Origin of the sequence: Paucibacter sp. B2R-40 (assembly GCF_025717555.1) — a bacterium.
Lineage (GTDB): Bacteria > Pseudomonadota > Gammaproteobacteria > Burkholderiales > Burkholderiaceae_C > Paucibacter_A.
Genome location: NZ_JAJIRP010000007.1, coordinates 243,993 through 257,617 on the forward strand (window position 1 = coordinate 243,993; position 13,625 = coordinate 257,617).

12 protein-coding genes are annotated in these 13,625 nt (G+C 60.6%); 7 read left to right on the forward strand and 5 right to left on the reverse strand.

Annotation, left to right across the window (positions count from 1 at the left end; all coding sequences use genetic code 11):
• Positions 1-124 precede the first annotated feature (124 nt).
• Positions 125-952, reverse strand: coding sequence for a right-handed parallel beta-helix repeat-containing protein (locus tag LNV09_RS15880; RefSeq protein WP_263558037.1), 828 nt, complete (start codon positions 950-952; stop codon positions 125-127).
• A 79-nt stretch (positions 953-1,031) separates the two neighbouring features.
• Positions 1,032-1,607, reverse strand: coding sequence for a PEP-CTERM sorting domain-containing protein (locus tag LNV09_RS15885; RefSeq protein WP_263558038.1), 576 nt, complete (start codon positions 1,605-1,607; stop codon positions 1,032-1,034).
• Positions 1,608-2,012: 405 nt separating this feature from the next.
• Between LNV09_RS15885 and LNV09_RS15890 the strand changes: the two genes are divergently transcribed.
• Together LNV09_RS15890 and LNV09_RS15895 are read left to right on the forward strand one after the other, a co-directional pair.
• Positions 2,013-2,669: a BON domain-containing protein gene (locus LNV09_RS15890; RefSeq protein ID WP_263558039.1), complete on the forward strand. Its 657-nt coding sequence runs from the start codon at positions 2,013-2,015 to the stop codon at positions 2,667-2,669.
• A gap of 50 nt (positions 2,670-2,719) precedes the next feature.
• Positions 2,720-3,973, forward strand: a complete 1,254-nt coding sequence (locus LNV09_RS15895; protein WP_411969302.1) for a class I SAM-dependent methyltransferase — start codon at positions 2,720-2,722, stop codon at positions 3,971-3,973.
• Here LNV09_RS15895 and LNV09_RS15900 read toward each other — a convergent pair.
• On the reverse strand, positions 3,936-4,967 hold the full coding sequence (locus tag LNV09_RS15900; RefSeq protein ID WP_263558041.1) for a CBASS cGAMP-activated phospholipase: 1,032 nt from the start codon (positions 4,965-4,967) through the stop codon (positions 3,936-3,938). The two genes, LNV09_RS15895 and LNV09_RS15900, sit on opposite strands and share 38 nt — an antisense overlap.
• A gap of 186 nt (positions 4,968-5,153) precedes the next feature.
• On the opposite strand from LNV09_RS15900, the gene LNV09_RS15905 reads away from it, so the two are divergent.
• The 4 genes from LNV09_RS15905 to LNV09_RS15920 all read left to right on the forward strand — a co-directional run bounded on the left by LNV09_RS15905 (position 5,154) and on the right by LNV09_RS15920 (position 11,797).
• Positions 5,154-5,465, forward strand: coding sequence for an ElaB/YgaM/YqjD family protein (locus tag LNV09_RS15905; protein ID WP_263558042.1), 312 nt, complete (start codon positions 5,154-5,156; stop codon positions 5,463-5,465).
• Between the two features lie 92 nt (positions 5,466-5,557).
• Positions 5,558-6,562 carry a zinc-dependent alcohol dehydrogenase family protein gene (locus LNV09_RS15910; protein WP_263558137.1) on the forward strand — a complete coding sequence of 335 codons (1,005 nt, stop codon included), beginning with the start codon at positions 5,558-5,560 and terminating at the stop codon, positions 6,560-6,562.
• A 71-nt stretch (positions 6,563-6,633) separates the two neighbouring features.
• Complete coding sequence (locus tag LNV09_RS15915) at positions 6,634-9,309, forward strand: chemotaxis protein CheB (RefSeq protein WP_263558043.1); 2,676 nt, start codon at positions 6,634-6,636, stop codon at positions 9,307-9,309.
• Positions 9,310-9,463: 154 nt separating this feature from the next.
• Positions 9,464-11,797, forward strand: coding sequence for a putative bifunctional diguanylate cyclase/phosphodiesterase (locus LNV09_RS15920; protein ID WP_263558044.1), 2,334 nt, complete (start codon positions 9,464-9,466; stop codon positions 11,795-11,797).
• 30 nt (positions 11,798-11,827) lie between these two features.
• On the opposite strand, the gene LNV09_RS15925 is transcribed toward LNV09_RS15920, so the two are convergent.
• A complete protein-coding gene (locus LNV09_RS15925) occupies positions 11,828-12,064 on the reverse strand; it encodes a hypothetical protein (RefSeq protein WP_263558045.1) in 237 nt (78 codons plus the stop codon).
• 296 nt (positions 12,065-12,360) lie between these two features.
• On the opposite strand from LNV09_RS15925, the gene LNV09_RS15930 reads away from it, so the two are divergent.
• Positions 12,361-12,900, forward strand: coding sequence for a hypothetical protein (locus LNV09_RS15930; protein WP_263558046.1), 540 nt, complete (start codon positions 12,361-12,363; stop codon positions 12,898-12,900).
• A gap of 31 nt (positions 12,901-12,931) precedes the next feature.
• On the opposite strand, the gene LNV09_RS15935 is transcribed toward LNV09_RS15930, so the two are convergent.
• Positions 12,932-13,618, reverse strand: coding sequence for a response regulator (locus LNV09_RS15935; protein ID WP_263558047.1), 687 nt, complete (start codon positions 13,616-13,618; stop codon positions 12,932-12,934).
• Positions 13,619-13,625 lie beyond the last annotated feature (7 nt).

Genomic DNA, 13,625 nt, shown 5'->3' on the forward strand with positions numbered 1-13,625 from the left:
GGCTCTTGCATTGAAGCGCAGGGGCGAACAGAGCCTGAACTTTGCCTATGAATGGCCCCGTGATTTTTCATGGGGCCATTTCATTTGCTTGCTTGCGCTGACCTGGCTGCAAGTGAACGCTGTCTTAACAGGGGCCGGCTCCACAGACATTGGTGGCGGTCTGGATATTGCCCGCGCTGACCTGAGGCAGGCCATCGCCGCCGTTGTTGAAAGTGAAGACATTGGCACCGTAGCCATTGCCGGTGCCAGCCAAGCCGAGCCCGCCATTGCCGCTGATCAAATTGTTCAACAGCGCGCTGTTATTCGCTTCGATCGCATTGCCAAGATTGAACTCCAGGACATTGCTCTGGACAAGGCCTCGGCTACCCGAAATGCCGGTGCGATTCAATAAGACCGTACTGCGGGTTAGGGTGAAGCTGGCGGCACCTGGGCCTGAAGCCGCCATGCCGCTGCCGCCATTGTTGGCAATAGTCATACCGTCCACCTTGCATGCGCCCAAACAAAATATGCCGTGCAGGCCCATGCCGCGAATGCCCCCGTTACTGATAGTGACACTCGCGCCGTTCTCAACCCGGATACCCACACCGGTACCGCTCGGAAAGCAGGTGTTGTCGCTCTGCCCGTTGAAGTCGCAGTAGGGATGACCAGAAATCATGAATCCATTCAGATCAAGGGTTACGTTCAAGGCGCTGCCGGCCGGAGACCGAATTTCGATCGCTGTGGTGTTGCCCCCGCCTATACCCAAGTTGAGGTTGCTCGCCAGGCGATAGCTGCCCGAAGTACCGATCGTTACTGGGAAGCCTGGTGCGTCGTCTGTTGTCACGCCTCCCGCCATCGCGCGAGCTTGGTCAATCAGGATGACCCCGTCAACAGCCAGAGCCTGACTTGTCACTGTTAGCCCCATCGTGGCGCCCAAAAGCGTAAAGATGGTCTTCAAACGCAATGTATTCATTTTCAAAACTCCTTTGGTAAATAGTTGAACGATTCAAGCGAGCAGCTCGCCTTCCCGGATTCCTGCTGGCCGACTGCCCTTATTGCAACTTCTTCCCCTGCCGGCTGAAACCGACGCAGCCCAACAAGGCCAAACCGGCCAGCGCAAGCGTGGTGGGTTCAGGCACCAGATTGCCCTGAACTTCATACTGGATGAAGTTGTTATTCAGATCGGTGTATTGGCCGCTCATGACAAAAGAACGCACTGAAAATTTGCCAGGATCCGGCCGCGTTGTGGGCAAGGCGTCGCTGCTGAAGGCCGTGCCGGTGTCGTCTTGCAGCGTCATTGAAATACTGAAATAGTCGTTCAAGCCGCCTTGCGTTCCCTCCCACGCGTAGACCAAGCACTGATCAATCCCGCCGGGTGCGCCGTCAACGACGGAAATGCTCAGCGAATGCATGACCGGGAATAGGACAGAGCCGAGCAAGGCGGCAAAGCCGTAGGTGCCGCCACTCCATTCGTATGTTCCTATGTTGGCTGCTGGATTGATGTCGGTTGCCGACGTATCGAAGTTCATATATGAATACATCGGGCTACCGACTTGAACCGCTCCACCCAAAGGGTCGAAGGGATCGAATACGGTTTGAGTGACCTGGCCGGCAAAGTTGAAGGTCACAGGCGCTGACTGGGCTTCGTGATTGAAGCCCGCCAAACTGAGCAAGAGCAGGCCAGCTCCAATCATGCGGGTGGCTTGTGGGCGTAAAAGCTTGGTGGACATGGTTTCCTTCCTTTTGCAAAAACTGGACCCGAGCTAAGACTCCTAGCCAAAGTCACCTGAGCGCTGAAAGTGCGCTCTCGTGCAAAGCTGCAAGCCAAATGTTGATGGCCCGGCGCGCCAGAAAATTGATTGAACTCAATGCCCTGGCAGAGGCAGGTAGTTCAAGGTAGGTGGCATAACCTTGCAGCGCAGTGCATACCTACCCAAGAGTTGCGCCCGCTCAAGTCCTTGCTGGACTTCTCGCCTATCTTCAAGTTGGACGCGCAATTGGCGCGCCTGCTTTTTTGGTGAAAAGGACTCAACATGAAAACAGATGCAGTACTGAAGCAGGATGTGCAGGCCGAGTTGGCTTGGGATCCGAATGTGGATGAAACGCGGATCGGCGTTGCCGTCAAGGACAGCGTTGTAACCCTAACCGGCCATCTGGACAGCTTCGCTGAAAAAATTGCGGCTGAACGGGCCGCGAAGCGGGTCTTTGGCGTCAAGGCCTTGGCTATGGAGGTCGAGGTGACGCCAACAGGGCCGCACCGGCGCAGCGACACCGAGATCGCCAGCGCTGCGCGCAGCGCCTTGAGTTGGAATACACAAGTGCCGGATGACCGGGTGACCGTCAAAGTGGAGGGCGGCCATGTCACCTTGGAGGGCGAGCTGGACTGGGGCTTTCAGCGCCGCAGCGCCGAGACGGTCATCCGGCCCTTGCTCGGCGTGACCAGCATCAGCAATCGCATCACCATCCGGCCACGTGCTTTGCCCAGCGACCTGTCTGAACGGATTCAGGGCGCGCTGACCCGGCAGGCGATGCGCGAGGCCAAACGTGTGCAGTTGACGGTCGGTCAAGGAGGCTTGGTGACCCTGGAAGGTCCGGTGCATTCCTGGGCCGAGCGCAACGCAGTGGAGGGCGCTGTCTGGTCCGCACCCGGTGTAACCGGGGTGATCAATCGGATCTCGGTCGAAACATGAGCGAGCGCCGAAGCCTTGGCCTGCGCTTGGGTCCGCGCAGCATTGCGGGCATGGTCGACACGCGAATCTTCGAATCGCTACCCTGCAAGTTGGCGCTGGCTTGGCCGGGTGGCGGTCTGGGGGCCAAGGCCGCCGATGTTCGCCTGACCTTGCATGACCGACCATTGCTGCTGGGCTTGGCTCGTGGGCAAATCGGTCACTTGGCCGATGCCTATGTGCGCGGCCGTATGGATATTGAGGGCTCGCTTGCCGATGTGATGAAGGTCGCCGCACATTTGGTCGGCAATCCGGTCAAGCGCGGCGAGCGCGGCCTGTGGCCGGCGCCGATCCGGCAATGGCGTTCACGCTGGCGCCACCACCAGTTGCGCGACGCGCGTTCGGTGCAGTCACATTACGACCTGTCTGACGAATTCTTTGCACTCTGGCTGGATCCGCGCAGGGTCTATTCCTGTGCCTATTTCAGCGACCCTGCCATGGACTTGGCGCAGGCGCAGGAGGCCAAGCTTGAGCACATCTGCCGCAAATTGCAGTTGGCTCCGGGTCAGCGCTTTCTGGACGTGGGCGCCGGGTGGGGCGGCCTGCTGCTTTGGGCGGCCGAACATTACGGCGTGCACGCGACCGGCATCACCTTGTCGAAAAACCAGCACCGCTACGTCTCCCGCCTGATTGACGAGCGTGGCTTGAGCGGGCGTGTCGAGGTGCAATTACTCGACTATCGGCAGTTGCCCGAGGCGCAGACTTTTGACCGTATCGCCTCCGTCGGCATGTTCGAGCATGTCGGTCATGCTCATCTGCCCAGCTATTTCGCCCGCCTTTGCCGCCATCTTCGCCCGGGCGGTTTGGTGCTAAATCACGGCATCACGGCGGGTGGTTTAAGCAATGAAAGCCTGGGTGCGGGCATAGGCGATTACATCGAGCGGCACATCTTCCCGGGCGGAGAATTGGTCCATGTGGCAGCGGTGACGCAGAGCTTGGCGCAAGGCGGCCTGGAACTGCTGGATGTCGAGAACCTGCGTCCGCATTACGCTCGCACCCTGTGGGCCTGGTCGGATGGTTTGGAGCGTCAGCTGGACGCAGCGCGTCGGTTGACGGACGAGGCCAAAGTGCGCGCCTACCGTCTGTATCTGGCCGGCTCGGCCATGAGTTTCGAGCAGGGTTGGCTATCGCTTTACCAATTGCTGGCGGCCAAAGCGGACGGTAAGGTGATGGTCGAGTCCGACTCAAGCGCCGCCGCCGCGCTGCCCGGTGCGCAGTCCGATTACCACTTCAATCGGGCTCATATGTACGCCGATCCACGGCCGTGAACGGCGTCGAATCACTAAGGTGGGCATAGAAACGGTCCAGTTGCAACAGCAGTTCGGGCTGCAAGGTTTCGCGCGCCAGCTTCGTCAGAAGCTTGCTGGCTGCCGGCGTGGCCACGTCGATGCCCAAGCCGGCGTCGCTTGGCCAGTCAGCGTCCAAATGCAGATAGCGCTCGCCAAGCCTGTCTTCCATCATCGCTTTGACATGTTGCTGTTGCACGCTGATCAAGGTCATCAGCAAGCGGCCATCGGTCAGCCAACCCACAGCCCCGGCAGCTTCATCCAGACCCTCGCTGGGCTGGTAATGCGCGGCCGCCGTGCCGATCGACAACATGGACACGCGTGCCGGATCGATGCCGACGAAATATTCGATCTCATGCAAAGCGACTTGGTCGGGCGCGACGGCAAACAAGCCACCATCGGCATACAAGCGCGTGCCAATGCGTACCGAGGGGAAGTAGGCTGGTGCGGCGCATGCGGCCATCGCCACATCCACTGCGCGCAACTCACCATCGCCTAGCGAGCCTGGCGCATGCGGCGTTTTGAAGATCTTGGCATGGCAACTGCCAATGTCGACCGCGGGCACCACCACCGGATGCAGGGCCTCGCCCAGCCTCAAGTCGCCGAATTCAGCTTGAAGTGCCTCGCGCAGGCGAGCACCGCTGTACTTCGGCCCGAGCACAGAGCGGCTCATGTCGAGCAGGCGACTGACCGTACTTGCCGGCAATGGGCGGCTTGAGAACACCTCCGGGCCATGATCTCTGATCAGCCTGACGAGCCGATTCATCGGCAGCTCAAATGCCAGCGCCAGAGCCAGCACTGCGCCGATTGAGCTGCCGGCCAGCAGGTCGAAATGGCGCGCCAGCGGGCGCTCAGCGCCTGCCTCCAGCGCATCCAGCAGCGTTGCGGTATAGAGCCCGAGAAAGCCCCCGCCGGCAAGGGCCAGCAGATGACGAGGGGAGTCGTCCGCAGACATATTCGGTACTACGCTTGGCATGGGGGCTGCTCCCTGGCTTGTTTTAAGAGCGGTGCTGGTACGGCGCTAGGCCTGGTGCACAGTCTGCGGCCAAGGCCTGGCTCGCAGATTGAGGCTGCTCATTTGTGGGCGCGATTGATTCTGCTCATTGGCAAGCCCAAGTCCTGCTTTAGATTTGAAACCGAGATTCACATCAGGAGCCTTGCCATGCCCCAAGTTCATGAAATCCATACCGACAAATTGAAAAACGATTTGCGTGTCTTGATCGCCGACGCCGAGGAGGTCTTGCGCGCTACCTCTGGACAGGCCGGTGAAGAGATGCACGAATTGCGTCTGCGCATGCAGGGCAATTTGCAACGCGCCAAGACCAGCCTGGCGCAATTGCCGCATCTCGCGCTTGAGCAAGCGCGCGCCGCCGGTCAAGCGACCGATGGCTATGTGCATGAAAATCCCTGGAAGGCCATTACCGCCACGGCCGGCATCGGCTTGCTATTGGGCATGCTGATCAGTCGCCGCTGAGGTCGATAGCCGATATGGCTGATATGGCTGATATGGCCGATATGGCCGACATGCCCACCAAGGCGGATCAAGCTGCACGGCGCTGGCTTTCCATGGCCATGCAGGCCCCAGGTCGCGGCTTGGTCGAAGTCTGGCAGCAGGGCTTGCCGCAGCCCGCGGCCGGGCAGTTGCGTATCAAGGTGTCGGCTTGCGGGGTCTGCCGCACCGACCTGCACATCCTCGATGGGGAATTGCCTTTTCCTGCGGACTTGGGCGCCAAGGGGGTAGTTCCCGGCCATGAGGTGGTCGGGCGCGTCGATGCGCTGGGCCTAGGCGTGGGTGGTTTCGAAATGGGTGCGCGCGTCGGCGTACCTTGGCTGGGCTGGACATGCGGTGCATGCTCGCATTGCCTGCAGGGCCGCGAGAACCTCTGTGAGATGGCTCGTTTCACCGGTTGGCAAGTTGCCGGGGGCTACGCCGAGTACATGCTGGCCGATGCGCGCTATGTGTTCGAGCTGCCACCCGCGTATGACGATGAGCATGCGGCCCCCTTGCTCTGCGCCGGGCTGATCGGCTACCGGGCCTACCGGATGTCCGGCCTTGCCGAGGCGAAGTCCGGCCGGCTCGGTCTTTACGGCTTTGGCGCGGCTGCCCACTTGCTCGCGCAACTGGCGCTGGCGCAGGGCTTGGAGGTATACGCCTTCACGCGGCCGGGCGACAAGCGGGCGCAGGCCTTGGCGCGCGCCTTGGGCGTGCAATGGGTGGGTGACTCGGAGCAGCCCCCGCCGCAGGCGCTGGACGCGGCCTTGCTGTTTGCGCCGCAGGGCAGTCTGGTGCCGACGGCTTTGCGGGCGGTGCGCGGGGGTGGCACGGTGGTGTGCGCCGGCATCCATATGAGCGATATCCCCTCGTTCCCCTATGCCTGGCTGTGGGGTGAGCGGCGCTTGCAATCGGTCGCCAATCTGACCCGGGCTGATGGCGAAGACTTCCTGCGTCTGGCTGCACGCATACCCTTGCAAGTGCATACGAAAAGCTATGCCTTGCGGGACGCCGAGCAGGCTCAGTGCGACTTGTGTCAGGGTCAAGTCCAAGGAGCGGCGGTGCTCTTGATGTCCTAGCGCCACGACGGAGTGAAGCCATACAAATGGGCGGCCGGGTCGTGCATCGAATGCAGCTACATTCATGCCCCATGAGCACCGAACTGCCGCCAAAATTTGCACCGGCCGCTGCCCGCTTGAAGCGCGTGGTGGCCCTGGGCGCGTCGGCCGGAGGACTGGCTGCACTGGAGCAGTTCTTCGCCGGACTGCCTGCCAATACCGGTATGGCGTTTCTGGTCGCAACCCATATGGACCCGACCCAGCCGGCGATGCTGGCGCAGTTGCTGCAGCGTGTCACGGCCTTGCCGGTCAGGGAGGCCGAGCAGGGCCTGCGGATCTCGCCGGATCATGTCTACGTGATTCCGCCCAACAAGTCGATGACGCTGACGGACGACCGCTTGCAATTGGCCGAACCACTGCAGCCGCGCGGTCTGCGCCTGCCTATCAATATCTTGTTCGATTCGCTGGCCCAGGCATGGGGGGCACGCGCCGTGGCCATTGTGTTGACGGGCATGGGCGAAGACGGCACAAGCGGGCTGCGGCGGGTCAAAGCAGCCGGTGGCTTGACGATGGTGCAGGCGCCGGCATCGGCGCAGTTCGACGGCATGCCCTGCAGCGCTATCAAGAGCGGCTGTGTCGACTTTCAGGGCGCCCCGGAGCAGCTGGCCCAACATCTGCTGCAGGAGGCGACAGAGCCCTTGGGCAGCGCTGGGCAAACGCATGATCCGAGCGCGCTGTCGGCACGGAATTTGGACGGTATTTTGACCTTGCTTAAGAATGCCGGCCGGCATGATTTCTCGCGCTACAAGCGCAGCACATTGAGCCGCCGCATTGAGCGCCGTATCAATGTGCACAAGCTGGATTCATGCGCAGCCTATGAGAAGCTTTTGAGTGAACAGCCGCAGGAGCTTGATCTGCTGATGAATGAGTTGCTGATCGGCGTGACCGGCTTCTTCCGTGATCGGCAGGTCTGGCAGCGAATGCAGAGTGAGGTTATTCCTCAGCTGCTGGCCGCGCAAGAGGATGGTTATCAGTTTCGCGCCTGGGTGGCTGGCTGTTCGACGGGTGAAGAAGCCTACTCTTTGGCAATCGCGTTCGCCGAGGCGCAAGAGGCCAATCCTTTGCGCTCTGCCAGCAGCCTGCAAATATTTGCCTCTGACCTGAGTGCTGATGCGATAGATCGGGCCAGGCGCGGTAGCTATTCGGAGGCGATTTCCGGCGAAATGTCGGCGCAGCGCTTGCAGCGTTTCTTCAAGCTGGAGCAGGGCCAGTACCGCGTTGTTGGCTCGATCCGCGAGATGCTGGTGTTTGCCAAGCATGATTTGAACGCCGACCCGCCCTTCACCAAGCTTGACCTGTTGAGCTGCCGCAATCTGTTGATTTACTTTACCGCGCCGCTGCAGAATCGCTTGTTGCAGCTCTTCCATTACAGCCTGCGCCAGGGCGGCGTCTTGCTGCTGGGCTCGTCCGAAAGCATAGGCCGCTTTGCTGCCTTGTTCGAGCCGCTGGACGCATCACTGCGGATCTATCGCCGGCGCGACAATGTTGGCGGCAAGGTGATGGCGGATTTTCCGGTTCGCGCCAAGCTGCACAAGCCCCCCCGAAGCAAGGAGACTCTTTTGACCGACGATGCCAGCCGCAAATCACCCAGTCTGCAAACCGCGGCCGAGAATTTGCTGTTGCAGGAGTTCGCGCCGCCGGCCGTGGTCGTCAACGCGCAGGGCGACATCCTCTTCATCAACGGGCGTACCGGCAAATACCTGGAGCCTGCCGCGGGTCGGGCCAACTGGAATATTCATGTGATGGCGCGTGACGGCCTGCGCAGTGCCTTGGACGGCGGCTTACGCCAGGCTTTGGCACAGCAGGCCCCGGTGCAGTTGCAGGGTTTGTCCGTCCAAGACGGGGCCTTGCGGCTGAGCGTTGACATCAGCTTGCGCAAGCTGCCGGGCGCGGACGAGGCTGGCCAAGCACTGTTGCTGGTCGCCTTCAATGCGCTGCCGATGCCGACAATGGCTGCAGCCGAGCCCGCCAATGCGACGGCCTTGGCGGGCAAGCCAACGACGCATGGGCGGCGCAGCGCCGCCTTGATGGAGTCCGAGGCCGAACTGCAACGCACCAAGCAGGAGCTGCAATTGCTGCGTGAAGACATGAGGGTCACGCAAGAGGAGTTGCAGGCTTCGAACGAGGAACTGCAATCGACCAATGAAGAGTTGCAATCGACCAATGAGGAGTTGACCAGTTCTAAAGAGGAGCTGCAGTCGATGAACGAGGAGTTGCAGGCGATCAATGTAGAGCTGCAGACCAAGTTGGATGCGCTGGAACTGGCGCAGAGCGATATGAAAAATCTGCTCAACAGCACCGAGATCGCGACGCTCTTCCTCGACAAGGAGCTGAATGTGCGGCGCTTCACCGAGCAGGCGAAGAAGATTTTCAAGCTGCGTGACAGCGATGTCGGGCGGCCGCTCGGCGACCTCAGCAGTACGCTCGAGTTTCCCGATCTGCAGACCGATGCGAGAGAAACCCTGCGCAGCCTCGCCAGCTCGGAAAAGCAGGTGCCCACCGCCGATCAGCGCTGGCTTTCGGTGCGCATCATGCCCTACCGAAATCTGAACGATCAGATCCTCGGTGTGGTCATCACCTTTGTCGATATCAGTGCCTCCAAGCAATTGGAGGCCAAGCTTCAGGCTGCCCAGCGAGCACCAGCATCGAATGCATCGGCCACTGCTGGCCCAGTCGCTGCGTCGTCCGGCTCAAGCGGGGCCGTTTGATTTAAGGCGGAGTTGGCCTGGCCAATTTTGCCAATTGGCCAATCGGTCAATCGGTCAATCGGTCAAGCGGTCAATTGGCCAATTGGCCAATTGGCAGGTCATTGAGACTTGTCAACGCAGGTCATGCGGCAAGGCCGAGGATGGGCAGATGACCATGCCCTTATCAAATTTTGAAGCTCAAGCCCATAGCGAGGCGTTTGGCGATGCCACCGAGTTGCAAGATCAGGGGCGCTTGCTGCTCACCTTGCTGTGGGTGGTGGCATTGCTGCTGCCCTTGTTGGTGCTCGCCTTGCAATGGCTGCCTCATCCTCCTTTCGGTCCGCCTGATTGGGCATTGTTTTTTGCCGCCTTGCTGGCCTTGATGGGCTTGGGGCTGGGCACGTTTGCCGGCCGTTTGCGGCGCAGCGAACAGCGTCTGCAGCGTGTGCTGGCACAGCCCTGGCTCGGCGAATTGGTCTTCAGCGCGCATGGCTTGCTGCTGGAGGTCAGTCCGCTGGTGGCGCGTTTGAGCGGCTATAGCGCGCTAGATCTATCCGGCCACCCCTTGTCCGACTTGTTGCCGGCGGCCGAGTTCGAGGACATCGGTGACAAACCGACGCCCGTCCTTGCCGGCGAATTGCGGCAGACCGAGATGCGCTGCCAAGATGGGCAGATGCTGGCGGTTGAGTTGGTGATCAACCCACTGCCGGGCGAGCGCTGGCAGTTGCTGCTGCGCGACCTGTCTGAAGGCCAGCGTTCGCAACAGCATATTCGCCAGTCGGACATCGTTTTCGACAATGCCCGTGAAGCCATCATGATCACCGACGCCCAGGCCCGCGTCACGACCGTTAACCCCGCCTTCACCACCATCACCGGCTACACGGCTGATGAGGTGATAGGCCTGAACCCGCATTTTCAAAACTCGGGCCGCCATGATGCGGAATTTTTTTCGCATATGTGGCAAAGCCTGACTGAGCGCGGGCATTGGCAAGGCGAGATATGGAATCGGCGCAAGAATGGCGAGCTCTTCCCCAGTTGGCAGACCATCAGCGCCGTCAAAAATGCATCAGGTCAAGTGGAAAACTATGTCGCGCTGTTCTCGGATATTCATTCGCTCAAGAACGCCGAAGAGCGACTGCACCATTTAGCCCATCACGATGCGCTGACCGGGTTGCCGAACCGCTTGTTGTTCGCCAACGACTTGGCGCGTTCGATCGAGCGTGCCAAGCGCGGGGGCAAGAGCATTGCCTTGCTGTTTCTGGATCTGGATCATTTCAAGCTGATCAACGACACCATGGGCCACGCGGTGGGTGACAAGCTGCTGCATGAAATCGCCCGCCGCCTGCGTAACTCGGTACGTGCGCAGGACGCCGTGGCTCGACTTGGCGGAGATGAGTTCACGGTGGCGCTGGAGGATGTCGGTTCGCCCGACGATGCGGCGAGCATGGCGCACAAGATCATCGCGGCGCTGTCGGAGCCTATGCAGCTGGAAGGCAATCAGGTCACCATTTCGCCGAGCATTGGCATTGCGTTCTACCCGGCCGATGGCGCCTGTATCGAAGATCTGACCCGTGCGGCCGACGCTGCCATGTACCGCGCCAAACAACACGGGCGCAAGACCTTTGCTTTTTATTCCACCGAGATCATGGCCTCCGCGGTTGAGCGGGTGCTGATTGAGCGCGGCTTGCGCGCGGCCTTGAGCGAACAGCAGTTGGAGCTTTTCTACCAGCCACAAGTCGACATGACCAGCGGCCGCATCGTCGGCATGGAAGCTTTGCTGCGCTGGCACCATCCCGAGCGCGGCTTGGTTCAGCCAGATGCCTTCATCGGTGTGGCCGAAGAGACCGGCCTGATCAGCGAGATCGGGCGCTGGGTCATCCTGCAGGGCTGCCGGCAAGCGAAACTTTGGCGTGAGCAAGGCTTCAAGTTGGGCTATCTGTGGGTCAATGTTTCGCCAAGGCAGATTCTGCACAACGGAATTGAGGACTCGATCGCGCAGGCTATGCACGAAAACCAACTGCCCGGCGACTCCATCAAGCTCGGTATCGAGATCACCGAGAGCCTCTTGCAGTCAATGCCGCAGAGCGTTGAAGTCTTGAGCAAGCTGCGCGGCTTGGGCGTGCGCATCGCGATTGATGATTTCGGCACCGGCTTTTCATCGCTGGGCCTGCTCAAACATTTGCCCATCGATGTGATCAAGATCGACAAGATGTTCGTGCGCCATCTGGCCTTCGATGGCGACAGCCAAGCGATCACCGCCGCGATGATTTCGATGACCCATACCCTGGGCATGGGCGTGGTGGCGGAAGGCGTGGAAACGAGCGAGCAAATGGATTTCTTGCGTGAGCAGCATTGCGACATCGTGCAGGGCTTTTTGTTCGGTGCGCCATTGAACGTGCCGCAAGCCACGATGGTGTTGGCCCGCCATCGTGACGGCTGGCCGGATTTGCCAGTCCAGCAAACCGGGGCAGATGGACCTGCCGAACAGACCAGAGGTGCTGCCGCCTAGGGCGCCTCGAATCCGGCGCCGCTGTCCGGGCTAACGCGGGCAAGCAAGTCGCGCCACGCCCTGCGCTTGATCGCCTGCCAGGCCGCCGCTCGCACCACCACGAGGCGCCATGAATGCGCGTAGGCCCAGCAGACGGGCGCGCAGCTGCGGCCAAAGCCCGGGGTCGGCGTGGCACCGAGGGGGATGGTCAGCCAAGATGATCTGGTCCTGCGTGATGCAGACCATCGCCTCATGCAGCAGCACAAAAGACAAACGGGGTTCGCGCAAGATGTAGGCTCCTCAACGCAAGACGGATGGGGCATAAGCCCGTATTTCGACGGTCAAGTCTAGGGCGACTTTTGCTGCCGGCATTGAGTTGACGCAAGACCGGCGCTCTTGGCTTGGCGGGCGTAGGCGACAGACTTTCGAGAGCTTGGGTGCAGCGGCCTAGGTGGCCTGTTTTCGCCAAATTGGCGCCTGAGGTGTGCCTAAGTTGCGCTCAACTTGAGGATACGCAATTCGAGGCGTTGGCGCTGCATCGACAGTCGGCTTGTGATTCTTATCCGCTTCATCAGGTGACGCCAATGACCGCAATTCAACAAGCCGGCGATCTGCCGGCCTTTTTAAAACCCATGAAACCGCTGCTGGACCAGCGTGACCGCTGGCTGGGCAGCGTTGTCGGCGCCCAGCAGCAATTGTTTCAATTGCAAAGCGACTTGTTCGCCGACACGCTCAGTGACAGCGTACCGGTGCTGCTGCCGCCCCTGAGTATTGACGGCTTCTTCGGTGCACCTTGGCGCCTGGGGATGTTTTACCCGGCCGTCGCGGAACGCCTTGCTGACGGTATTCGTCGTTGGCATGACATCGTGTCGCGGGCGCAGGGCGACTGCATCGGTCAATCTTGCGATGCCTTTGTCTCCTGGGGTCAACGCGCTAGCGTGACGCAGTCCCAAGTCAATGGCTTGGTAGTCGATCGGCGCGTCTCAGCTCAGGTGATCAATTTTGAGAATCGGCGGAAAGCGACACCCACAGCACTACTCGCAAACGAGCCGCAGCCCGAACAGGAGGATGCTTCGGCACAAGTTGCTTTGCGCCGCCAAGCCGGGGGGCGGCGCAACAGCTGAGTTGGCTTGACCGAGCGGGCTTCGAGCCTCCTCAGTTCAGCAGGCCTGGCACGGTGGGCGCTGGCTGCTCGCCCAGTTGGTTCTCCAGACCATAGCGCACGAGAGCCGCGAGATTGGGCAGTTGCAGCTTTTCTTGAATACGGGTTTTGTGGGTGCTGATGGTCTTGATCGACAGATGCAAGTCCTCTGCGATCTCGGTCAGACGTTGGCCATCGACGAGGCGGCGCAAGACCTCCAATTCGCGGTTGGAGAGTGTGGCGTGGCTGGGAATGTCGACCCCGCCGTTGAGTTGCTGCACCACCCGTTCGGCCAGGGTGGTGCTGACATAAGTGCCACCGTTCAGCAACTTCTGGACGGCAACCAACAGCTCTTTGGCGGCGCTGTCCTTGGTCAAATAGCCATTTGCACCGGCCTTGAATGCGCGCATCGCATACTGCTCCTCCGCATGCATGCTCAGCACCAGAATGCGCACATGAGGCAATAGCGCGCGAATCCGCTGTATCAAATCAACCCCGTTCAGCCCTGGCATTGACAAGTCGGCGATGACCAAATTGATTTCGTTTTGGCGCAAGAAGGCCAGCGCATCAAAGCCGTTGCTGGCCTCGTCGATCAACCAGCTTTGTTCGTGAGCCTCAAGAATGCGCCGCACGCCTTCCCGGACGACCGAATGGTCATCCACCAACAGCAAGCGTTGAGTAGGCAATGTAGGCGGGTTCATGGCGAGT